Below are 23321 nucleotides of genomic sequence, written 5' to 3' on the forward strand. Positions count from 1 at the left end.
ATCGCGGTTAGAACGACCGGACCTTGCTCCTCACCATCACCAACCGGACGCCTGACGCCACGGATCTCGGCCATTTGCTGCACAAGCATCCGGCCCGGAGCCACGCGATCGACTTGGCCTTCGGCAAGGGACTGATCTTCTATCCGGTCGCGCGCCAGGATGAGTGCAAAGCGGTGCTCAGCGTGGAGGTGGATCCGATCGACATGGTGCGGTCGCCCGGTGCGCGGCAAGGTGGCTGGGCCCTGGGGCAGTATGTGAATGACCGCCCCTATGCCGCGTCGTCGTTCTTGTCGGTGGCGATTTCGCGCGGACTTGGCACCGCGCTGAATGGCCGCTGCACCAAGCGGCCGGAGCTGGTGGACAAGCTGCTGGATCTGGAAGTTTGCCTGCCGGTGGTGCCCGCTGGCGATGGCGAGATGTTGAAGAAGCTTTTCGAGCCGCTGGGCTATGCAGTGGAGACGGAGCGCCTGCCGCTGGATCCGGCTTTCCCCGCATGGGGCGAGAGCCGCTATCACAAGCTCACGCTGCGGGCGATGACTCCGCTGCATCTCTTGCTGAAGCATCTCTTCGTGATGCTCGGCGCACTCGACCGTGCGAAGCACTATTGGGTGGGCCAGGACGAGATCGACAAACTGCTCGCCAAGGGTGAAGGCTGGCTGGCGACCCATCCTGAGAAGGACTGGATCGTGCGCCGCTATCTGAAGTTCCAGAAGCGTCTTGCCCGCGAAGCACTCGAACGATTGGCACCGGAACCCGAGGCCGAGGAAGAAAGCGAGGAAACCGAGGACATCGCCACCGAACCTGCGGTCGAGAAGAAGATCTCCCTGCACGAGCTGCGTCTCGATCGCGTGACGGAGTTGATCGCGAGCTATCAACCGGGCTCCGTGCTCGATCTCGGCTGCGGCGATGGCAAGCTGATCCGCCGCCTCTTGGGACAGACAAAGATTCCGAAGGTCACGGGGATGGATGTCTCCAGCCGCGCACTAGAAGTCGCGCATGAGCGGCTCGAGCGCCTGCCGCCCTTCAAGCGCCAGGGTCGGGTGGAGATTTTCCTCGGCTCGCTGGTGTATCGCGACTCGCGCTTGCGCGGCTACGACGTGGCGGCGCTGGTCGAAGTGATCGAACACCTCGATGCCGACCGCCTCGACTCGCTGGAGGAAGTGGTCTTCGCAGCAGCCACGCCGCAACGGGTGATCGTAACCACGCCGAACCGCGAGTACAACGTGCTCTTCGAAGGCATGAAGCCGGGTGCGCTGCGACATGCGGATCACCGCTTTGAATGGACCAGGTCGGAGTTCCGCATCTGGGCGGAACGCGTGGCGGGAAAACATGGATATGAAGTCGCCTTCGAACCCTTGGGGGAAGAGGACGCCGAGCACGGGCCGCCGAGCCAGATGGCGGTCTTTACCCGCCGGGATGGCGGCAATTCAACAGTCCCTTCGCCGAAGGAGGAGGAACAGCCTGCCCAAGCCAACACGAGACCAAGCCGGAGTCGACGATCCGAAGAGTTCTTCTCACCCGAAGCACGCACGCTCGTTCGTGAGTTGCCGCCTGTGGAAGCATCTGAGGTTTGCCACTTACATCTCGGCGGGAAGGCGCGAGGCTACTTCAGCCTGCCTGACGGACATTGGATATTGAGGGCCGAAAGCACGCTCATCGGCCACTGGGCCGAGGCATACGACACGGACAGCGCGGCGGACGTCGCGGCTGCCCTAACAGCGCTTCCTTGGCAGGAGAACGACACCGTCTATTTCTTCACCGGAAGATCTCTCGTGACCGAATCGACTTGGGCCGCCTTTGTGCGCCACTGGATGGATTTTCTCGCCATCGAGGACGATGAACCGGTCGTGACGAATCTCCAGCGGCCATGGGAAGCACTGATCTTCAATTCCGGGGGCGGCATCCGCTACCTTACCGGCGAGCCACCTTCTGATCCTTGATGCCATGGAAGTCGTCCTGTTCATCGGCATCCCGGCTTCCGGGAAGTCCAGTTTCTACCGCGAGCGCTTCGCGGGCTCCCATCTGCGCGTCAACCGGGATATGCTCAAGACGCGGTATCGCGAGCTCTCGCTCTATCAATGGTGCCTAGAGCACGAGCAGTCGTGTGTGATCGACAATACCAACAGCACCCGCGAGGTCCGCACCCCATGGCTCAGGCCCGCTCAGGAGCGCGGACTGAAAATCACCGGCTACTTCTTCCAGTCGCGGATTCAGGATTGCCTGGAACGCAATCGCCAGCGTCGCGGCGCGGACCGCATCCCGGATGTTGGCGTGCGCGATCACCACGCCCGCTTGGAATTGCCCTCGTTGGAGGAGGGCTTCACGGAATTGCACTTCGTCTCCATGACCGAGGAAGGCTTCACCATCACACCCTGGCACCATGAGGTTTGACGAACTCGACGAACTACTACGCATCTACGAGCAGGCCAACGACCGTTGCGTTCCGCCGGGCTTCCACGTGGTCGCACGACTGGACGGCCGTGGCTTCACCAAACTGACCAAAGAGCTGATGGATTATGAGGCGCCATACGACGTGCGCTTCCGCGACGCGATGCTGGCTACGATCAAGCGCCTGATGGAGTGTGGTTTCAAGATCCCCTTCGCCTATGCCCAGAGCGACGAGATCTCGCTGCTCTTCCATCTCGAAGACCAGACCTTCGACCGCAAGCACCGCAAGTGGCTATCCGTCCTCTCCGGTGAAGCCAGTGCCACTCTGAGCCTGACGATCGGCCGCCCTGCGGTGATGGACTGCCGGATCAGCGAACTCCCCGATCTGAAGACGACCTGCGATTACTTCCGCTGGCGGATGGAGGATGCGGGACGGAACTGCCTGAACTCCCACTGCTACTGGATGCTGCGCAAGGCGGGAATGAGTGCCACCAAGGCCACCAGCCAGCTCTCGAGCATGACCGTCGCCGCGAAACACGATCTGCTGTTTTCAAACGGCATTAACTTCAACGATCTTCCTACCTGGCAGAAGCGCGGCTACGGGGTGGCATGGGAGGGCTACGAGAAGACGGGAACCAATCCGCTCACCGGAGAGACCGCCGTTGTCACCCGCCAGCGTTTGGCCGAGGTGCTCGAATTGCCCCATGGTGACGATTATGCCGCATTGATCGCGGGCTATCTGGCACGTGACACGAAGCAATGAAGATCCGCCTTCCAGAGCTGTCGCTGGTGCTTCTCGTTGGTCCTTCGGGATCAGGGAAGTCGACCTTTGCACACCGGCACTTCAAGTCGACGGAGGTCGTATCCTCGGATGCCTGCCGTGGCATGGTCTCCGACGACGAGAATGACCAGACGGTAAGTGCGCAGGCCTTCGCGCTGCTGCACTACATCGTGCGGCAGCGGCTGGAGCTGGGGCGCTTGACGGTGGTGGACGCGACGAACGTCGATCCCGCAGGGCGGGCGCAGTTGGTGGCCATCGCACGCGAGTATCACTTCCTGCCTGCTGCGATTGTCTTCAAGGTTCCGGAGAGTCTCTGCCAAGAGCGCAATGCCACGCGGCCTGACCGCGATTTCGGGCCACAGGTAATCAAGCGGCAGATGAATCTGCTGAAGCGCGGCCTGCGCGGGCTGAAGACCGAGGGTTTCCGAAGCATCGTCTATCTCAAGAGCGAGGAGGAAGTCGACGAGGTGGAGGGCATCGAGCGCGAGCCGCTGTGGAACAACCGCAAGCAGGATCACGGCCCCTTCGACATCATCGGCGATGTGCACGGATGCTACCCGGAGCTGTTGATCTTGTTAGAGAAGCTTGGCTACGCCGTGAGCGACCATGTCGTCTCGCATCCAGAAGGCCGGCGAATTGTTTTCGTGGGTGACCTCGTGGACCGCGGCCCGGATTCACCGAACGTGTTGCGGATCGCCATGGCCTCGGTGAAGGCGGGCACCGCGATCTGCGTGCCGGGGAACCATGACATGAAGTTCCTGCGCTGGCTGAATGGCAAAAAGGTGCAGCTCACCCACGGCCTCGCAGAGACGGTTGCGCAGCTTGAGGCTGATCCGGTGGAGCGACGTGATCTCACTGCCTTCCTCGATGCATTAGTCAGTCACTATGTCTTCGACGAGGGCAAGCTGGTCGTCGCCCACGCGGGTTTGAAGGAGGAGATGCAAGGCCGCGGTTCGGGCAAGGTCCGTGAGTTCTGTCTCTACGGCGAGACCACCGGTGAGCGCGATGAATACGGCTTGCCGGAGCGACTCGACTGGGCCCGCGAATACCGCGGCAAGGCGTTGGTGGTTTACGGGCACACGCCCTTCGCCGCGCCGCGCTGGCTAAACCACACGGTGAATATCGATACTGGTTGCTGCTTCGGCGGTGCCCTCACCGCGCTGCGTTATCCGGAGCTGGAGACGGTGAGCACTACGGCGCTTGCCACCTATGCCGAGTCTGCCCGCCCGCTGCTACCGGACATTGGCCCGGACGCGCAGCTTGCGCACGACCGCTTGCTCGATCTCGATGACTTGCGTGGTCGGCGCTACATCGATACCGCATTGCGCCCCGCCATCACGGTGAGGGAAGAGAACGTGCTCGCCGCGCTGGAGGTGATGAGCCGCTTTGCGGTCGATCCACGCTGGCTGGTTTACCTGCCGCCCACGATGTCGCCTTGTGGCACCAGCAAGCAGGATGGCTGGCTGGAGCGACCGGAGGAGGCCTTCGCCTACTATTCGCAGGCTGGCGTCACCTCGGTGGTGTGCGAGGAGAAGCACATGGGCTCGCGCGCCGTGGCGATGGTCTGCCGCGATCCGGAGCTGGCGATCACGCGTTTCGGCCTGAAGGAGGAACGCCGCGGCGTGATCTACACCCGTACCGGCCGGGCCTTCTTCAATGAGGTTTCGCTGGAGCAAGCTCTGCTCGACCGCCTCGCCACCGCCTTGGAGCGCGCCGGCGCCTGGGATGAATTGGGCAGTGACTGGCTCTGTCTCGATTGCGAGCTCATGCCCTGGTCCGCCAAGGCGATGGAGCTACTACAATCGCAGTACGCTGCGGTGGGCGCCGCCGCGACGGCGCATTCCGCCGCCTTGGCTGCGGTGCTGGCCGATACCGGCGGCAATCCGCTGATGGAAGCGGAGACCCGCGCCATGCTCGACCAGTTTGCCAGGCGCAATAGCGCCCGCACCACCATGCTGGAGCGCTACCGCGAATCCTACCGGCACTATTGCTGGGAGGTCGCAGGCCTGGAGGGCCTCAAGCTGGCGCCATTCCACTTCCTCGCCGGGGAAGGCGCGGTCTACACCGACCGCGATCACCCCTGGCACATGGCCCTGGCCGAGCGCCTGCAAGCCGTGGATCCCGAGCTCTTCCCGGCCACGCGCTGGCGGGAAGTGGACCTGGAGAATCCAGAGGATCTCGCCGCTGCCATCACCTGGTGGGAAGAGATGACCGCCAATGGCGGCGAGGGCATGGTGGTGAAGCCGCGTGACTTCATCACCAAGGGCAAGCGCGGCCTGGTCCAACCGGCAGTGAAATGCCGTGGCCGTGAATACCTGCGGATCATTTACGGTCCGGAATACGATCACCCCGAGCATCTCTCGCGGCTCAAGGAGCGCGGCCTCAGCCACAAGCGCTCGATGGCCGAGCGGGAATTCGCCTTGGGAATCGAGGGCCTGTCACGCTTCGTCGCCCGACGCCCCTTGCGCGAAGTCCACGAATGCGTGCTCGCCGTCTTGGCGATGGAGAGCGAGCCAGTGGACCCGCGTTTGTAAAGAAGGCGCCGCGCTTTTCCGCTTCACCGGAGGCCCATCTTGCCCTCATCTCCTTGTCATGTCCGGATCTCCTCTTCCCAGACTGTTTGGCATGGCCGCGCTTACGCTCGGCATGCTGCTGTCCAACGCTTGCAAGAAGCCTACAGGGTCGCCCGCCGCGGGCGGCAGCGCTGCGCCTGGATTGGCGGCGGCGCGGGCTGGGTTTGCCACCACCTTGATCAAGCAAGAGTCGGAAGACGAAGCGGCACCCGCGCCTCCGCAAGGTGTCTTCAATCTCATCTCCTACACCTCGCCGGCGGGCAAGCTCCCCGCGTATCTCAGCCCCGATCCCGGTGACGGCAAGAAGCACCCACTGGTGATCTGGCTGACCGGTGGTTTCAGCAACAGCATCTCGGAAATCGCCTGGGAGGATGACATTCCGGTCGAGAACGACCAATCCGCCTCCGCCTACCGCAAGGCCGGACTCGCGATGATGTATCCCTCGCTGCGGGGCGGAAACGACAACCCCGGCTTCAAGGAGGGACTTTATGGTGAAGTTGACGATGTGCTGGCAGCTGCCGCTCATGCAGCAGCCTTGCCTTGGGTAGACCCCTCACGAATCTATCTCGGTGGTCATAGCACTGGCGGCACGCTGGCGCTGCTCGTGGCGGCCGCTGCGCCGGAGGGCCGCTTCCGTGCGGTGATCTCGTTCGGCCCAGCGGATGAGACCGCAGGCTACGGTCAGGAGAACGTCCCCTTCGACGTGCACAATGCCAAGGAACGCCGGCTGCGCGCTCCGGTGGAATTCCTGAATGGGATCAGCTCCCCTACCCTTGTGATCGAGGGAGAAGAGGGCAACAAGGACTCGATCGACAGGCTCCGGAAGCGCAACCGGAATCCCAAGCTCGGCTTCGTCACCGCAAAGGGGCAGGGTCACTTTTCGGTATTGGGTCCCACGAATGGCCTGCTCGCCGCCAAGATTCTCGGCGACAAGGGCCCGGCCTGTAATATCCGCCTGACAGAGGCCGAGATCCAAGCGGCCTGTAGCAAAGCCAAGGAGGCCAACACTCATCCCGCAGGAGACATCCGCGAGGACTATGCGCCCTTTGGCGTCGTCTTCTACTACACGCCCAAACCGAAGGCGGATCCAGACACCGAGCTGCGCAAGGCACTGGCCGCAGAGTTACCCGGGATTCCCGTGGTCCCAAGCTTCAAGGATGCGCCGGAGCCGCCCTTCGTCATGCTGACCGAGGAAAAGGCCCCTTTGAACAATTATCCCGTCCCGGATGCCGGTTACTTCAAGTCCTCCGGACGCGGCATGAGTGATGATGACATCAAAGGCATCCAAGCCACCGAGATCGCCACGATCGCAGTGCTCGTCACCCCTGCAGACGGAGTCTGGAAGCGGGCCAATTCCTTCAACCGCGTGGTCCACGCCTTCGCCACCAGCACCGGAGCATTCATCTGGGATAGCGCCACACGCGAATGCTTCCACCGCGATGCGTGGAAGAAAACGCGCATTGACGATTGGGGTAGTGCTGAGATTGCAGATCTCCGCAGCCAAGTAACCATCCACAACTATCCGCGCGATGATGGCAGTGGCCACATGCGGGCCATTACCCTGGGCATGGAGAAATTCGCTCTGCCTGACGTGGCGATCGAGCAATTCACCGCCTTCGACCGGAATCAGTGCGGCAACTTGATCAACATCTTTTGCCAGACCATCGCCGCCGATCCAGTTCTCAAGGACCCGGCCCATTTCCCGGTCTCGATTGATAAACTCATACCTCCCAATCTGCGGGACTACTACCGGGCATCGCTCAAGGAAAAGGCCGAAGGCAAAGCCGTGATCGCCGTGGTGAAAGGCACTCCCGACGAGGGCGATACCGACAATGCCCAAGTGGCCTTGGACTTCCGCCATGGGGAGGGGGCCACCGACGACGAACGCCGCAGCTCCCTGCTGGCACGCATGTGGGGGAGCTCTGACGCGATCGTCGCCGTGAAGCATGACGGAGAGATCGAGAAGGCGTCCGCAGCCGCGAAGCTCAAGCTCGCCGCCATGAAGGAGACCTTCCGCAAGGGCTTGGAGCCCGGTGCCCACCTGTTGGTCAAGGGCGGCTTTCCCCGTGACGATGAAGGCAAGGAGTGGATGTGGGTGGAGGTCCTGAAGTGGAGCGACGGTGACGTCTTGTCCGGGGTGCTGCAGAACGATCCCTTCTACATCAAGGACCTCAAGGCAGGCGCATCCGTATCCGTGAAACTGGACGAGGCCTTCGATTACCTCTTGGAGAACGCGGATGGCAGCACCGAGGGGAACAAGACCGGTGAACTCATGGAGAAGCAGCAGAAGGCCAAGGAAGAGGACAAGAAGAAGTAAACCCGGAAGGATTTTCCCATTTCCGAAGCGTCCCTCCCCGCTCATCCTCCCGGCATGGGCATGGATTTCCTGGCGAATGCGCGGCAAGTCATCGAGATCGAGACCAGCGCGCTTGAGCGCATGGCCAGCCGGCTGGATGATTCCTTTGCGCAGGCGGTGAAGTTGCTTCAGGAGACCCTCGACCGCCGCGGCAAGATCGTCGTCGTCGGCATCGGCAAGTCCGGCAACATCGGCCACAAGATCGCCGCGACCCTGAACTCCACCGGTGCCACCGCGGTGGTCCTCAATTCCCAGAACGCCCTGCACGGCGATTTGGGCATCGTCTCGGATGGTGATGCTGTTCTGCTGCTTTCCTACTCCGGAGAAACCGGAGAACTGCTCGACGTGCTGCCGCACATCAAGCGCTTCGACGTCGGCTTGATCGCGTTGACCGGCAATCCCAAGTCCACCCTCGCCGAGCACAGCGACGTGGTGCTCGACACCTCGGTCGATCGCGAGGCCTGCCCGCTGAAGCTCGCCCCCACTTCCTCTTCCACCGCGATGCTGGTGATGGGCGATGCGCTGGCGATGGTGCTGCTCGAGTCCCGCGGCTTCACGGAAGAACAGTTCGCCCGCTTCCATCCCGGTGGCGCACTGGGCCGCGCCTTGCTGACCCGGGTGTCGGATATCATGCGCAAGGGCGAGCAGCTCGCCGCCGTGCCGAATGGTGCCACGGTGCGCGATGCCCTTGTGGCCATGTCCAGCGCCCGCGCCGGTGCCTGCGTGGTGGTGGAGCCGGACGGCAAGATGGCGGGGATTTTCACCCATGGCGATTTCGCCCGCTGCTACCAGCGGGATCCGCACGTCGGCGACCAGGCCGTGGCCGATTTCATGACCCGCAAGCCAATCAGCGTGGATGCCAGTTCGCTCGCCGTGGAGGCGCTACAAACCATTGGTTCCCATCGGGTTGACGATGTCGTCGTGCTGGATGGCGAGGGCCGGGCGGTCGGCTTGGTTGATACTCAGGACCTCGCACGGCTCAAGATCGTCTGAACAGCGATCCTCCTTGATTCCTTAAGCAAAGCTAAGTAATCAAGGCGCGCGCATGGCGAGGACCCCCAAGAAGCAGATCCGGCTCGGCTCCAGCACCGGGAACCGCGCCCGCCGCCGCCAGAGTTTGACGGAGGCCCTGAGCAAGGCCAACGCGCGCGCCCATGAGCGGATCAACCGCCGTCTGAACCAGCGCGAGCTGAAAAACGTGCGGGCGTCCTTCGCCGCCACTCCGGGCTACATGGATCCGCCCACCGGAGCTATCACTCGCGTGAGCCGCTGGGTGCTCGGGTTGATACTGCTACCGCTATGCTGGATCACTTCGTGGACCTTCTTCACGCAGTTTACCAACGCGACGATCGACAAGCATTTTTGGACGACGCCAGCCTTCTGGTATTTCGCCACCGGTGCCCTGTTGATGACCGGCTGGTTCTTCAGCGGCCTGCTGCGCTCCGTCTTCTTGTATCTGTATGTGCTTGGCCACGAGCTCACGCACATCCTCTTCATCTGGGCCTTCCGCGGGCGTGTGAGCGATTGGGGCGTGAGCCTCGATGGTGGCTACGTCACCACTGACAAGACCAACATCGCGATCGCGCTCTCGCCTTACTTCGTGCCGCTGTGGGCAGTGGTCGGCGTGATCCTCCACGCCTTGCTCAGCCTGGCCTTCCAAGCGACCCCGGTCTCGGAGAAGATCATGTTCGGCTACGTCGGCTTCTTCTGGGCCTTCCACCTGCTGTGGACGCTGTGGATGATCCCGCGCGACCAGCCGGACCTGCGCGAGAATGGGACCTTCCTCTCGCTTGTGATCATCTACCTCGCGAACCAGCTCGTGCTGGCCACCCTGCTCTGCGCCACCGTTCAGCCGCTCGGCTTCCAGGAGTTCGGCCAGCAGTGGGTTGCGAATGGCGCGCGCGCCCTAGAGGCAACGATGCGCCTCTCGCGCGAGGTGAAGGCGTATTTGTGATACGCCCCACCACCGCGGGCTGACGCGCTGTCACCAGCGCGCCTACCATACGTCGTTACACTCCCGCCGTCTCCAGCGCTTCCGCATGCGCCCGGCGCACTTCCTCGCCGATCGCCTGGATGCCGCGGCGCACCACGCTTTCATCCATGGTGAAGGTCATGCGCAGGCATTCGTGGCGGTGACGCCATGACTCGTCGTCGTGGCCGAAGAAGAAGTAGTGCCCGGAGATGATCAACACACCGCGCTTCTTGAGGCGCTCGTAGAGCTCCTTGGAAGTGATCGGCAGGCCCGGGAACCAGAGCCAGAGGAAGAGGGCGCCCTCGCTACGATGGATGTAGTATTCGAAGTCCTCGCCGAAGCTCTCCGCGACGAAGCCCTGGGCCTGGCGCGACTTCTCCACGTAGAAGGGCTTCACCGTTTCATCGGCGATCTTGAGGATCTCGCCGCTCTCGATCAGCGGCAGCGCGATCGCTTGGCCGATGTTCGGATTCGCCAGACCCACCACCGCGCTCATCGAGGCCATCGCCGCGGCGATCTTCGGATGCGCCACCACGATGCCTGTGCGGGTGCCCGGCAGGCCGATCTTCGACAGGCTCAGGGTTAGGATGATGTGCTCCTCCCAGATCGGCTTCGCGCCGGTGAAGATGATATTCGGGAAGGGCGCGCCGTAGGCATTGTCGATGATCAGCGGGATGCCGTGCTTCTTCGCCAGGGCGGACAAGCGGGCAATCTCCTCATCCGTCAGCACATTGCCGGTCGGGTTCGTCGGGCGTGAGACGCAGATCGCGGCGATGTCGTCCGTGACTTCCAGCGCGTCGAAGTCCACGCGGTATTTGAACTCGTGTGGGCCGGTCTTCTCGATCTTCGGCGGTACCGCGCGGAAGAGGTCACCGCAGGAACCTTGGTTCGCGTAACCGATGTATTCCGGCACCAGCGGCAGGAGGATCTTCTTGCGCTTCCCGTCCGGCATCTCGCCGGCCAGCACGTTGAAGAGGAAGAAGAATGCCGTCTGCCCGCCCGAGGTCACCGCCACGTTTTCCGGTCCCAGCGCCCAGCCGAACTCCTTGCGGAACAAATTCGCCACCGCCGCGATGAAGCGCGGATTGCCACGCGGCGGATCGTAGTTCGCCAGCATCTTCTCCAGCACGCCGGGCTCAGCGAGGATCTCCTCCATGCGCCGCCGCCAGATCGCATTCACCGCCGGGATGTGGGCCGGCTGGCCACCGCCGAGCATGCAGATATCCGGGCCGCCGGAGGCGAGGGCATTCCCCAAGTCCTCCATCAGTTCCTCGATGCCGCTGCCGCCGGCAAGCTGCCGACCGATATTGGAGAATTCGTAGCTCATGACGCGGGTGCCGTTGACCGGCGGGTGGGTGACCCTATAGTGGCCGCTCTTTCAAGAACAACCTCTCAAATTCCCATCCCATGGCCATTCAAGTAGGCGACAAAGCTCCGGATTTCACCCTCGTCTCAAAAACCGCCGAAGGCCCACAGCTCGTCAAGCTGGCCGACCTGATCGGCAAGTCGAACATCGTCCTGCTGTTCTTCCCGATGGCCTTCACCGGCGTCTGCACCCAGGAGCTCTGCGACATCTCCGGCGGCATCGGCGAATACGAATCGCTCGACGCCAAGGTGCTCGGCATCTCCGGTGACGGCCCCTTCGCCCAAGAGGCTTGGGCCAAACAGTCCGGCATCACCCTGCCGCTGCTCAGCGACTACGAGCACAGCGTCGCCAAGGCCTACGGCGTGGCCTACGAGCAATTCCTTCCCGAGGCCAACCTGATCATGGGCGGCGTGGCCAAGCGCTCGGCCTTCGTGATCGACAAGGAAGGCGTGGTCCGCTTCGTGGACATCAAGGATCACCCGAAGGATCTGCCTGACTTCGACGGCGTGAAGGCTGCCCTGCAGGCGCTCGGCTGAGACGCCCTTTCTCTCCTAACGGAAAACTGAAAGGCCGCGGTCACCCCGCGGCCTTTTTCGTTTCGCTTTCGCTTTCCTCACTGCGACTCGTTGCCTGGAGGCAAGGGCGTCGACTCGACCGGCGGCAGCGGGGCCGGCGGGTTCTCCAGCGTCGGGGTGCCCGGGGTAGCCTCCGGTGGCGGCGGCGCGGGAGTGGCATTCGGGTCGATCACCGGCGGGATCGTCGGCACATTCGGGTCGATGATCGGCGGCACACCGCCCGGCGGCGGCGGATACACTTGGAATTCATTGCCAGTCCCGAGGGTGGCCGGGCTCATGCCGGACTTCTGGTCCGTCACCTGGACGGAGAGGACGAAGCCGACCTCGCCACTGTCGAGTTCGCCCTTCACGTAGTTGCCGTCGTCGAAAATCACCTTGATCTGGGTATTCCCGGGCAGGGTCTTGTCCGCATCTACGTTCCCCTTCGGCTGCTTCTTGAAGAAGGCGACATTGTCCATGTTGGTGCGGACAAAGGTCCCCGGCTTGTAACCGTTGCGGGCTGCCACCTTGGCCCGGTTGCCGCCCGGGGAAAGCAGCGGGTCAAACTCGCTGCTGGTGGTCACCTCCCCGGTTTCGCAGGAAGCTAGGATGAGGGCACCACAGGTACCTAAAACGAGGAAAGGCGACTTCATGAAGTAAGTGAGAGCAAAGTGCCACGGCCTCGGTGGAGGGTCAACGTGATATCAGACGGGATTCCACATGCTCCCGCAAGGCCTCCCGCCAGTCCCGCGGCTCATGGCCGAGCAGTGCTGACAAGCGCGTGATGGCCATGGCGGTATGGCGGGGCCGGACGGCCCGGAAGACGGCCATTTCGGCCAGCAAAAGCGGCTTGGGAGCGGGCAATTCCAGTCCGGTCCGCGCCCGCAGGCAGGCGATGATTTCCTCCGCCATGCCATGCCAGCTGGTGATGGGACCGCCATTGCAGGCATGGAAAATCCCCGGCGGGCAGCCCGCCTCCAGCACGGTCCCAACCCACTCGGCGATGTCCGTCGTCAGGGCTGGGCGGGAAAATTTGTCCGCCACTGCCGCGACCTCCTGACCCGCCAGGGCGCGGTCGATCACGGTATCTGGAAAGGCCGGTTTTTCTGGTCCGAAGACCCAGGAAACCCGCATCACGGTGCCACCGGCATCAAGCACCGCACGCTCGCCCGCAGCCTTGGTCCGGCCATAGACGGAGAGCGGCGCGACCGGGCTGTCTTCGCCTTTCAGGCCCGGTTCGAGACCGTCGAAGACGTAGTCGGTGCTGAAATGGAGCAGGCGCTTGCCCTCCCGACGGCAGAAGTCGGCCATCTCGGCCGGGGCGGCGGCATTCACCCGCTCCGCCAGCGCCGGGTCATCCTCGCAGTGCTCCAGGCCGGTCAGCCCGGCGGGATTCAGGAGCATGTCGAAATCCAGCTCAGCCAGCTTCGCCGGCAAATCAGGGCCAGCCAGATCGAAGAGCGAACGCGGTAACTCAATCAGCTCGTGACGGTCACGCAGATGGGTGGCCAGCGCCTGGCCCACCCGTCCCGTCGTGCCGGTGATCGCGAGCCGCATCAGACCGCCCGCAGGTCGCCCAGATCGTCGTCGTCGGAGTATCCGACACCACCGGCGGCGTCGCGGATCTTCCGCAAGCGGCGGCGGGCACCGAACTTGCTCTCCGGACCGTTGATCAGGCCGATGGTAAAGCCAACGGCGAGCGGCAGCAGGGTAGCCACCCCGAGTGCGGCCACCCCGAGCGCAGCGCCACGGCGGGCCTGCGGGCTCATCAGGTCGCCCAAGATCAGGCCTGCAGCCGCGCCGAGCAAGGCGGGAGCCGCCAGTGCCGTCGCTTCCGTCCAGGTCCGTTCTCCGTCGTCGTCGGGGTTCATGCGCGCAGTCTAACCATGGCCCCAGCCGCAGACAATCCCGGAAACGCGTAGGCCCGGACCCAGCCTCCGGACACGAAAACTCCCGGAAAGGCAGGCCTTCCCGGGAGCTGGATTTACTCGTTAATTCAGTGGCTGGTTGGCCCTTATTCGGTGGCCTGGACGCGCACGAACTTGCGGATCCCCGTCACCGGGAGGACGGCCTGCTTGCGCACATAGTCCGGCAGATCCTGCACCGGGGCATCCGTGATGGTCGCACCGCTGGTCGCCCAAGGGTTGTCGAGCAGGCTCGTGCTTTCCTGAAGGACGTAGATGCTGCTGCCGGTAGCGAGCTGGTTCCAGTGGACGACCAAGCCGGCCTCGGTCTTCTCGATCGTGCTCAGGCTGCCGCTCGCCGCCGTCGGCGAGGTGCCAAAGAGGAACTCCTCAAGGTTGGTGAAACCGTCGGAATCCGGGTCGTCGCCACGATCACGGTCGGCGGGATTCGGAATCGCTGCAGCCCAGGCGTCGTAGGTCAGGCCCGGTCTCACGTCCAGCAGTCCGGTGCCGGTGATGCGGGGCGTCTTGATGATGCCGGGGGTCGAGTTCGTGGTGGCACCGTAGATTCCCGCCGCCATCTGGACCCCACCCAAGCTCAGCCCGCCGACGATGTCGGTGTTGCTGTGTTGCAGGTTGAGGGTCCCTGCCGCGGCAATCGACACGCTGGCTCTGTCCGCGAGGGTGGCGGTGTCCAGTTGGAGCACGCCTTCGCTGACGGTGGTGGCCCCGGTGTATTCCTTCGCACCGATCAACTGCATCGTGCCCGGGCCGGTCTTGATCAGCGGCGAAGGGTTGCCGAGGACGTCTTTCAGATTCGAGCTGACCACCAGGTCGGCATCGGCCGAGGCCGTGACATCCGCGACTTGGAAGGTGGTGCCAAGCAGGCCCAGCGAGCCGAGCCCAACACTGGCATTCGCTCCGGTTCCGGAGGTGGAAACGGTGGACGGCGTGTTGCTGGTGCCACCGACCACGACCGTTCCGACGAAGGCCATGTTGATGTGGAAGCCACCGGTATCGCTGCCGTTGGTCACGTCCACCGTGCCGCCATCCAAGTGAATGTTCGGCACGAAGGAGATGTCGTTGCCTTCGCTACCCCAGATGCCTCCGCCGGGCTCGACCACGATGGTCGGCGCGAACTGTGGCAGCACCGGCGATTGGCCGAGGGGCGCTACGCCACCGACACCCAGACGGGCACCGGCCTTCACGCGGATGATGTTCGAAGGGTCCATCGGACCGGCGGCGCAGAACTGGCCGGGGGCGTTGCCGTCCGCGGTGCTGGGACCTGCGGCAAAGAACTTCAGGGTGCCTTCCTCGATCACGGTGCCGCCGCTGAAGGTGTTCACGTTGGCCAAGCCGTCCACGTTCGCCACGCTGATCAGGCCGGAACCGGTCTTCACCAGACCGCCGTTGCCGGAGATGGTCCGGAAGAAGTTGAAGACCCCTTCCAGTTGGAACACGCCCGGGCTGTTGACGGTGACGTTCGAGGCATAGCCGGAGTTGCCGCCGTTGAAGTTCAGCTTGAGCCTGCCCTCATTGATGGTGGTGGGACCGCTGTAGCCGAAGCCTTGGACCGTCGCCATGTTCACAAACTCCTGGGTGCCCGGGCCGGTCTTGACCACGGAGACCGGGTCGCCGTCCTGGTTGCGGATCAGGCCGTAGAAGCTGTGATCGGTAGCGGCGTTAATCGTGAGGGTCGCCGGGCCGGGGTTCGTGGTGTAGCCGATCTGGCCGACTTCGTCGTTCTGGATCAGCGAGACACGGTTGGCGGGGAAGGGTTCACCGTCCAAGCCCGCCACGGTTTGGTTCGTGCCGCGCAGGTTAACCTTCGACTGGTAGAAGCTACCATTCGCAAAGCCGAGGACGCTGCCGCTTCCGAACTGGTTGCTGCCGGCGAAGTTCAGGTAGACGTGGGCCACGGCGTTGCCCATCAGGACACTGCCGCCGATCGCCGTGCTGGAAGTGCTGGCGGCGTTGATACCACCGTCCACGATCCGGTAGAGACCGTTCGAGGTATTGTTGCCCGTCAGATTCAAGAGGCCCGGACCGGCCTTCAAGAGGCCAATCCCCGGCTGGGTCAGATTGCGGGAGAGGGTGAAATCCAGCTCATTGAAAATCCCGAGTGCGGATCCGGCTTGGAAGCCGCCCAGCGAGAGAGCGGTGTTCACGTCGGTATCCGTGAATTCGTCGCCAACCTTCAAGCCAAGCGTGCCGCCATTCGCCACGACGATGTTGCTCGCGGTCCACGCGGCGGTGTTGCCGTTGTAGAGCGCAAGGCGCTGGTCGAACTTGAGGAGACCGCCGTTCACGGTCGTGGTCCCGGTGTAGGTATTCGCACCGGAAAGCACGAGCGTGCTGGTGCCAGTCTTGGTAAGGCTGCCGGTGGCCCCGGCGGCATTGGAAATGGATCCCGCGAAATTGCTGACGGAGTCGACATCCCCCACCGAGAGCTTGGTATTCACCGAGCCGCTGCTGTTGCCCAGGACGATCGAGGAACCGAAGGCCCCTGCGATGCTGGCGACCTGAGGTGCGGCCGAAGTGAAACGGACGGCACCTCCGGTAACCACCAACTTGGCGTTCTGCGCACCGTTGTTGTTCGAGACGGTCAGAGTGCCGGAGCTGACAGAGGCATTGCCGGTAAGCGCCGGATTCGCCGCATTCAGGGTGATATTGCCGCTGCCCGAAACCGTGAGGCCGTTGGATTGCAGCGCGCCATTGAAAGCCAGATTGCCGGAACCGGACAGTGTCACTCCCGTGACCGCATTCACCGCGTTGTTGAAGGTCGCGCTGCCGGCACCCGAGGAAAGCACGTCATTGCTCACCGTGAGCAGTTGGCCGCCGAAGGTGTAAGGCGTGCTGGCGCTGTTCGAAAAGACCAAGGCCGAGGCCGTGAGCCCGGTCGGGATATTGATGTTCCGGTTCGCGGCAGTGGCATCGAAGGTCGCAGTCGCCTGCGGATTGAAGGTGGTCGCGGCACCGCCGACGGTCTTCTTCCAGTTGTTGTCGGAGCCGCTGATCCAGTTGGCATTGCCGCCGGAACCGCTGCTGCCCGTCCAGGTGATCGGATCGGAAAGGGAAACCGGCGAGCCTTGGGCGATGAACTCGCGGTAACCGACATAGCCATTCTCCTGGTGACCGAAGTCGAAGCGGATCGCCGCTACGCCGCTGGCGAGGAAGCCGCTGACCGGGGTAAGCCGCGCGTGGGTGGCATTCAGCGGTTCGCCGGTGTGAACCACGGCATTGCCCAGCTTGATGAAGGTCTCTGGAGCGGCCACCGTGGAGTAGCTGATCGAGATGTCCGAGTTGTCGCGGCCACTGTTCGGCCACGAGCAGTAGGTGTCGATCGAGCTGAGGTTGTAGCCGTTGAAATTGACCGAAAGATCGAGCGGGAAGACCACCGAGCTGTTGTTCGGAGGGGTCACGCTGGAAGGAATGCTATCGGCGGCACCAAGCTGGCCATTGGTCACGGTCGACCAGTCGGCGGAAGAGCCTTCGTTGCTATTGGTGTTGGGCGGATTTGCATTCGCTCCGTTCAGCAGGTTGGCACCCGACGGCAGGGTCCACGCATTGCCGTTGTTGGCTTCGATCAGGGTGCTGACGTTCGTGGGAGTAGCCAGCGCCTTGAGCTCACTGAAGCCCACGTAGCCGTTTTCCTGGCCGTCGAAGACGAGCCGCAAGGAGTGCACGCCACTGGCAAGCACACCGGTCGTATCGGTCAGGCTGACGTGGGTCGCCTTGTCAGCACCGGAGTCGCCGTTGGCGACCGTGGCGATGTTGTTGAAAGTCGTCGGATCTCCGACGGTGGAATACTGCAGGGTGAAATTCTGGTTGGTACGGCCGCTGTTCTCCCAAGTGACGTAGGAGTCGAAGGTGGTGATGTCGTAACCGGCGGGCTTCGCCACGATATCCAGCGGGAAGGTCACGGAATCGCCATTGCTCGGGGTAACGGTGGCCGCGTTGGTGCCGGGCGTGCCAAGCACCCCGTCGGTCAGTGCCGTCCAACTTGCCGATGAGCCTTCGTGGGTATTCGCGGTGGCAGGGACGGCGGTGGCTCCGTTCAGCAGGTTGGTGCCGGTGGGAAGCGTCCACACGTTGGTGGCATTCGCTTCATTGAAGCTCATCACTTCCGCCGAGGCGGATGTGAAGGTGATGACAGGCGCCGCGCAGAGCAGGAGGGTCGGCAGGAATGGATTGGAGAAGTTGGGTCTCATGGGTTCGTGGGTACGGCGGAAGGCACGGGGAGCCATCCTGATGCGAGCTGTAGCCATGTTTACCCAGTCCGTGAACCTAGTGGTTTAGGGAGTATTTTATAACTTACTCAGCTTAAATGATCCACAACCCTACCCAGATGTAAGACCCGTATTTGTGCGCCATTCACCGCAACTTTCACCGCTGCGGGAGCTCCCTCCTGTCGCGTGTCAGGCGCTACAAACAAGGTGTCTGGCGATGCGCGATCATACTGGCCATCATTTCGCCATTGGACTTGGTTTGATAAAATCGGCGATTCGCCCTTTCCCCCGCGAAGGGAGGCGTTAGATTTCCCCCACCGATGTCATCCGCCGCTCCCATTTACGCCCTGATCCTTGCCGGAGGGTCCGGCACCCGCTTCTGGCCACTGAGCCGGAATGCCAAGCCCAAGCAGCTGCTCAATCTCTTCGGAGATGTTACGCTCCTCGAGCAAACGATTCAGCGCCTCGATGGATTGGTGCCGCTGGAAAATATCCTGATCCTGACCAATGCGCAGCAAGAGGCGGCGGTGCGCGAAATCGCTCCGCAACTGCCGCCGGAAAACATCTTTGCCGAGCCGGCCAAGCGCGACACTGCTCCCGCCGTGGCTCTGGGTATCGGCCTCGTCGCCGCGCGCGATCCGGACGCGGTCATGATCGTGCTGCCCGCGGACCAATTGATCCGCGACACGGACTCCTTCCATTCGGTGATGCGCGATGCGATCGCCACCGCGGAGAAGTCGGACGGCTTGGTGACCATCGGCATCAAGCCGACTTGGCCTTGTCCTTCCTATGGCTACATCGAGCGCGGCCAGCGGGCTTCGATCCCCGGTCTCGACTGCGAACAAATGCCGGCTGAGGTGAAGCGCTTCCGCGAGAAGCCGAGCACCGAACTCGCCGAACAGTTCCTGGCCCAAGGTGGCTTCTGCTGGAATGCCGGGATGTTCGTCTGGACGATCCACAACGTGATCCGCGAGCTGAGCACGCATCAGCCCGAACTCGGTGCCTTCATCTCCGAGATCCGCCGTTCGTCCAATGTGGCTGCCACGGTCGCGGCGCAGTTCCCCAAGCTCACTCCAATCTCGATCGACTACGGCTTGATGGAAAAGGCACGCCGCGTGCTCAACATCGAAGCGACTTTCGATTGGGACGACGTGGGCTCCTGGCTCTCCGTCGCAAACTACCTGGAGAATGCCGGCAACGAGAACCGCGTGAACGCGCCCGTCTCCGAGATCGATTCGGAGAACAATATCGTCTTCAACGCCCGCAAGGGCTCGCACATCGCGCTGCTCGGGGTGGATGATCTGATCATCGTGCAGACGGATGATGCGCTGCTGATCGCGAACCGGCATCAGGCGGATGCGATCAAGAAGCTCGCGGACAAGCTGCCGAAGGATTTGTTGTAAGGAAGAACGCCAAGGGCGACTTTCATGCTCCAAGAACTGCGTTGCCGTTCTTGGAGCTTCTAACACTTCACCGTCTTCCGCTTCTTCCCGAGGTTCCCGCGGGCTTCCATCTTGCGGATGCACTTCCCTGCATCCGGCACCTCGCAACTATTGTTGCCCATGTCCACGCCCACCGCACCGATCTCCGCTGCGATCTGCTTGGAGTATTCGGTCAAGGGCACCACATAGCCACCCACGCTGATGACGAAGCCATTCATCGCGTAGCGGGTATCGTTCGGCGCTTGGTGGATCTCCTTCTTCACGCGCTGGAGGAGCTTCTTCAACTCATCGAGATACAGCTCGGCATCGGCCTTCAAAGCGACCAGGCAACTCAGCGTGGCCCAACCCGCACTCGCAATCAGCGGCTTGCTAGAATCGATCCACTTCAGCGCCGTCTCATGACCGTGCGGTCCCTGCGCCGCGACTGTAGCCACGGTGCTACCCGTCAGTGAGCCACCATAGGCCTGCTCCACCCAGCGCTGGAGATCCTCCCGGCTCATCCTCGCATCGTCCGCAATCAAGCCAGCGAGGTACATCGCATCGTAATTGCCGCTGGCGTAGAGATCGAGCGCGAGCTGGTAGTGCTTCTTGATGCGCTTCACGATCGGCTTCATGTCGCCAATCTTCACGCCAAAGACAGGCTCGCGGATGCCGTGGTTGCGCATCAGCATCTTCTTGGTGCCCTCATTGCCGAGTGCTTCCAATTCGTGGAGAATCTCCCGTGCAGTCGCGGCCATAGCTAGATCGGTGGCGAGGGTTTCTTCCCAAAGTAGAGACGCGCCGCCCAGCCCACACCGAGGCAACCGCCAGCACAAAATTTGATCCACGCCGTCTCCGGCGTCTCGCTGATGGCACTGCGCCGCGAGGTGGCCAGGAAGGCCAAGGCCCCGGAGATCGCGAAGACGATCGCCGCCGCCAGCAGGATCATGAAGACATCGAAGACCTTGTAGCACCACGCGGGGAAGCACTCCTGCTCCTCCGGCCCCTTGTAGGTCTCGAAGGAATCCCAATCCGGTTCGCGCTTTTCATCCGGGTCCACGAAGCCCATTCTTGGGCGCTTCCCACGAAAATAGGAGTCAAATCCGCCTCGTTTCCTGAAACGATTCCTGCCACTGCGAGTTTCCTCACCGCCGATGCTCCGCCTGCTTCCCATCCTCCTCGTTCTAGGCTCGGCCATCCGCGCCGAAGAAGAAGCCGTCGTCGAGCCGTCCCACGATCCCGCCTACAAGCTGGTGTGGGCCGATGAGTTCGACGGCGATGGCCCGCTGGATGAGAACAAGTGGCGCTTCGAGGAAGGCTTCCAGCGCAACCAGGAGCTACAGTGGTATCAGAAGGACAATGCCTTCCGGAAGGACGGCCTGCTGGTGCTGGAAGCCCGCAAGGAAGTGGTCCCCAATCCACGATTCCGGGAAGATGCCGGTGGCGACTGGAAGCGCAACCGCAAGCAGGCCGAGTACACCTCCGCATCCATCAGCACGATGGGCAAGCAGGACTGGAAGTTCGGCCGCTTCGAGGTGCGCGCCCGTTTCGCGCCGCTGCCGGGCATGTGGCCGGCGATCTGGACCACCGGCCGCGGCCGCTGGCCGCACGGCGGCGAGATCGATATCCTCGAGTACTACAGCGGCCGTATTTACGCGAACTTCTGCTGGGCCGGCAAACGCGGGCACGATGTCTGGAACACCGGCTCGCACTCGATCGGGCGCTTTGCCACCGACGAGACGTGGAAGGACCGCTTCCACACCTGGGTCCTCGAGTGGGACGAGGAGAAGATGGTGATCTGGCTGGATGGAGAGATCCTCAACACGCAGCTCATGAAGCACGTGAAGAACGGCGACGGCCCCGCGATCAATCCCTTCCTCGCGCCCCAGGCCTTTCGCCTGAATCTCGCCATCGGTGGCCCGCAAGGCGGTGATCCTTCCCGCACAACATTTCCCCAGCGCTACGAGGTCGACTACGTGCGAATCTATCAGAAGGAAGCTCCCGCCCCGGCACCAGTACCAGCCGAAGCGAAGCAATAAGACGGCCTCGCCCAACAGCGAAGCCGTCCTGCTCTCCAGCACTGACCGGTTAAAAATCAGTGCTTGGTCATTGGTAATTTCTGCCTCTAGAGGGCGACACACACCGCCTTCGTCTCGGTGTACAGCTCCAGGGCCTCGTGCCCCATCTCGCGCCCCCAGCCCGACTGCTTGTAGCCGCCAAAGGGCATCGAGGCGTCGAAGATGTTGTGGCAGTTCACCCATACCGTTCCGGCACGCAGCAGCGCGGCAGTACGATGGGCCTTGCTGATGTCCTTGGTCCACACGCTGGCAGCCAGGCCGTAGTCGGAGTTGTTCGCCTGCTGGACCACCTTCTCGACATCATCGAAGGGCTCCGCGACCACCACCGGGCCGAAGATCTCTTCGCGCACGATCCGCATCTTGGGATTCGCGTTTGTGAACACCGTCGGAGCCACGAAGTAACCGCGATCCCCCACCCGCTTGCCGCCCGTGACTGCCTTCGCGCCTTCCTTCTGACCGGACTCCAAATAACCGGTCACGCGCTTCAGCTGCTCTTCCGAAACCAGCGGCCCCATCTCCGTTTCTGGATCCACGCCAGCACCCAGCTTGATCTTTTTCGCCACGCCGGAGACGCCTTCAAGCACGCGCTCGAAGATGTCCTTCTGCACATAGAGCCGCGAGCCAGCGCAGCAACATTGGCCGTGATTGAAGAAGATCGCGTTCGCCGCGCCTTGGATCGCCGCATCCACATCCGCGACGTCCTTGAAGACGATGGTCGGCGACTTGCCACCCAGCTCGAGGGTGACCTTCTTCAAGTTCCCCGCTGCCGCCTTCACGATGATCTTGCCGACCTCCGTCGAGCCGGTGAAGGCAATCTTATCCACGCCTGCATGCGCGGCGAGTGCAGCACCGGCCGTCTCGCCGAAGCCAGTCACGACATTCAGCACGCCCTCGGGCAGTCCGGCTTCAAGTGCCAGCTCCGCCAGGCGAATCGCCGAGAGCGGCGTCTGCTCCGCAGGCTTGAGTACGATCGTGTTTCCCGCCGCCAGCGCAGGCCCGAGTTTCCACGCGGCCATCAGCAGCGGGAAATTCCACGGGATGACCTGCCCGACCACACCGATCGGTTCGCGCAAGGTATAGGCATGGAACTTGGCACCGGGCGCATAGGGCACGCTGATCGGGATGGTGTTGCCCTCGATCTTGGTGGCCCAGCCGGCCATGTAGTGGAAGAGATCCGCAGCGAGCGGCACGTCCGCCACCTTCGCGACCGCGAGCGGCTTGCCGTTGTCGAGCGACTCCAGCTCTGCCAGCTCATCGAGATTTTCCAGAATCAGGTCGCCGATCTTCCAGATGATCCGGCTGCGCTCGGAGGAAGTCATCTTGCGCCAGGGGCCTTGGTCAAAGGCACGGCGCGCGGCGGCCACGGCGAGGTTGATGTCCTCGGCATCGCCCTCGGCCGCCTGGGCCAAGACCTCACCGGTGGATGGGTCAAAGCTATCGAAGGTCTTGCCGTTGGCGGCCTTGTGCCAATCGCCGCCGATTAGGAGCTTCTTCGGCTTTGCGAGGAAGTCGCGGGTTTTCTTGGAGACGCGGCTCGCGGGCGCGTCCTTGGTTTTGAGTGACATGGTTTTGCGGGGTTGTTGTTCGTCATCATGCGGAATCGGGAATAATCCCCATCAACCAAAGCCGGTACAACAGCTACCCGCAAACTCCACCGGATTTTGCCGATTTCGACAGGTCCCCGGCCTCAAGCAAAAGG

At 62.8% G+C, this 23321-nt stretch carries 18 protein-coding genes; 10 read left to right on the forward strand and 8 right to left on the reverse strand.

Features of this window, described 5'->3' with window-relative positions; genetic code table 11:
* Positions 1 to 23: 23 nt before the first annotated feature.
* The 7 genes from BV071_RS15795 to BV071_RS15825 are packed head-to-tail and all read left to right on the forward strand — an operon-like array spanning position 24 to position 10052.
* The gene (locus tag BV071_RS15795; RefSeq protein ID WP_075090929.1) at positions 24 to 1940 is read left to right on the forward strand and encodes a 3' terminal RNA ribose 2'-O-methyltransferase Hen1; all 1917 of its coding nucleotides are present in this window, start codon (positions 24 to 26) and stop codon (positions 1938 to 1940) included.
* Positions 1941 to 1944: 4 nt separating this feature from the next.
* Entirely contained in the window at positions 1945 to 2391 is a 447-nt protein-coding gene (locus BV071_RS15800) for an AAA family ATPase (RefSeq protein ID WP_035609053.1), read from the forward strand.
* Complete coding sequence (locus BV071_RS15805) at positions 2381 to 3151, forward strand: tRNA(His) guanylyltransferase Thg1 family protein (RefSeq protein ID WP_035609055.1); 771 nt, start codon at positions 2381 to 2383, stop codon at positions 3149 to 3151. Before BV071_RS15800 ends, BV071_RS15805 begins: the two co-directional genes overlap by 11 nt.
* Positions 3148 to 5703 (forward strand): polynucleotide kinase-phosphatase, encoded by a 2556-nt coding sequence (locus BV071_RS15810; protein WP_035609057.1) that lies wholly within the window; start codon positions 3148 to 3150, stop codon positions 5701 to 5703. The genes BV071_RS15805 and BV071_RS15810 overlap by 4 nt, the downstream gene beginning before the upstream one ends.
* 58 nt (positions 5704 to 5761) lie before the next feature.
* Positions 5762 to 8059: a DUF2314 domain-containing protein gene (locus tag BV071_RS34320; protein WP_265594496.1), complete on the forward strand. Its 2298-nt coding sequence runs from the start codon at positions 5762 to 5764 to the stop codon at positions 8057 to 8059.
* Positions 8060 to 8113: 54 nt separating this feature from the next.
* The gene (locus BV071_RS15820; protein ID WP_265594497.1) at positions 8114 to 9091 is read left to right on the forward strand and encodes a KpsF/GutQ family sugar-phosphate isomerase; all 978 of its coding nucleotides are present in this window, start codon (positions 8114 to 8116) and stop codon (positions 9089 to 9091) included.
* 52 nt (positions 9092 to 9143) lie between these two features.
* Positions 9144 to 10052 (forward strand): hypothetical protein, encoded by a 909-nt coding sequence (locus BV071_RS15825; RefSeq protein ID WP_035609059.1) that lies wholly within the window; start codon positions 9144 to 9146, stop codon positions 10050 to 10052.
* 55 nt (positions 10053 to 10107) lie between these two features.
* On the opposite strand, the gene BV071_RS15830 is transcribed toward BV071_RS15825, so the two are convergent.
* On the reverse strand, positions 10108 to 11397 hold the full coding sequence (locus tag BV071_RS15830; protein ID WP_035609062.1) for a valine--pyruvate transaminase: 1290 nt from the start codon (positions 11395 to 11397) through the stop codon (positions 10108 to 10110).
* An 80-nt stretch (positions 11398 to 11477) separates the two neighbouring features.
* Here BV071_RS15830 and BV071_RS15835 point away from each other — a divergent pair, with 80 nt between their 5' ends.
* Positions 11478 to 11972: a redoxin domain-containing protein gene (locus BV071_RS15835; RefSeq protein ID WP_035609064.1), complete on the forward strand. Its 495-nt coding sequence runs from the start codon at positions 11478 to 11480 to the stop codon at positions 11970 to 11972.
* 77 nt (positions 11973 to 12049) lie between these two features.
* Here the strand turns inward: BV071_RS15835 and BV071_RS15840 are convergent, their stop codons facing one another.
* The 4 genes from BV071_RS15840 to BV071_RS15855 form a co-directional block, all read right to left on the reverse strand.
* The gene (locus BV071_RS15840; protein WP_265594498.1) at positions 12050 to 12643 is read right to left on the reverse strand and encodes a hypothetical protein; all 594 of its coding nucleotides are present in this window, start codon (positions 12641 to 12643) and stop codon (positions 12050 to 12052) included.
* 40 nt (positions 12644 to 12683) lie between these two features.
* Positions 12684 to 13547 carry an NAD(P)-dependent oxidoreductase gene (locus BV071_RS15845; protein WP_052573412.1) on the reverse strand — a complete coding sequence of 288 codons (864 nt, stop codon included), beginning with the start codon at positions 13545 to 13547 and terminating at the stop codon, positions 12684 to 12686.
* Entirely contained in the window at positions 13547 to 13861 is a 315-nt protein-coding gene (locus BV071_RS15850) for a hypothetical protein (RefSeq protein ID WP_035609069.1), read from the reverse strand. The genes BV071_RS15845 and BV071_RS15850 overlap by 1 nt, the downstream gene beginning before the upstream one ends.
* Before the next feature lie 143 nt (positions 13862 to 14004).
* Positions 14005 to 18105: an autotransporter-associated beta strand repeat-containing protein gene (locus BV071_RS15855; RefSeq protein ID WP_035609072.1), complete on the reverse strand. Its 4101-nt coding sequence runs from the start codon at positions 18103 to 18105 to the stop codon at positions 14005 to 14007.
* A gap of 338 nt (positions 18106 to 18443) precedes the next feature.
* Here BV071_RS15855 and BV071_RS15860 point away from each other — a divergent pair, with 338 nt between their 5' ends.
* The gene (locus tag BV071_RS15860; RefSeq protein WP_035609076.1) at positions 18444 to 19526 is read left to right on the forward strand and encodes a sugar phosphate nucleotidyltransferase; all 1083 of its coding nucleotides are present in this window, start codon (positions 18444 to 18446) and stop codon (positions 19524 to 19526) included.
* 59 nt (positions 19527 to 19585) lie between these two features.
* Here BV071_RS15860 and BV071_RS15865 read toward each other — a convergent pair whose 3' ends face one another.
* Positions 19586 to 20302: a DNA alkylation repair protein gene (locus BV071_RS15865; protein WP_035609078.1), complete on the reverse strand. Its 717-nt coding sequence runs from the start codon at positions 20300 to 20302 to the stop codon at positions 19586 to 19588.
* Positions 20303 to 20304: 2 nt separating this feature from the next.
* The gene (locus BV071_RS15870; protein WP_035609080.1) at positions 20305 to 20613 is read right to left on the reverse strand and encodes a hypothetical protein; all 309 of its coding nucleotides are present in this window, start codon (positions 20611 to 20613) and stop codon (positions 20305 to 20307) included.
* 85 nt (positions 20614 to 20698) lie between these two features.
* On the opposite strand from BV071_RS15870, the gene BV071_RS15875 reads away from it, so the two are divergent.
* Positions 20699 to 21583 carry a glycoside hydrolase family 16 protein gene (locus tag BV071_RS15875; protein WP_052573413.1) on the forward strand — a complete coding sequence of 295 codons (885 nt, stop codon included), beginning with the start codon at positions 20699 to 20701 and terminating at the stop codon, positions 21581 to 21583.
* A gap of 86 nt (positions 21584 to 21669) precedes the next feature.
* Here the strand turns inward: BV071_RS15875 and BV071_RS15880 are convergent, their stop codons facing one another.
* Positions 21670 to 23187 carry an aldehyde dehydrogenase family protein gene (locus BV071_RS15880; protein ID WP_035609083.1) on the reverse strand — a complete coding sequence of 506 codons (1518 nt, stop codon included), beginning with the start codon at positions 23185 to 23187 and terminating at the stop codon, positions 21670 to 21672.
* Positions 23188 to 23321: the final 134 nt, after the last annotated feature.

It is taken from the genome of Haloferula sp. BvORR071, from assembly GCF_000739615.1.
Lineage (GTDB): Bacteria > Verrucomicrobiota > Verrucomicrobiia > Verrucomicrobiales > Akkermansiaceae > Haloferula.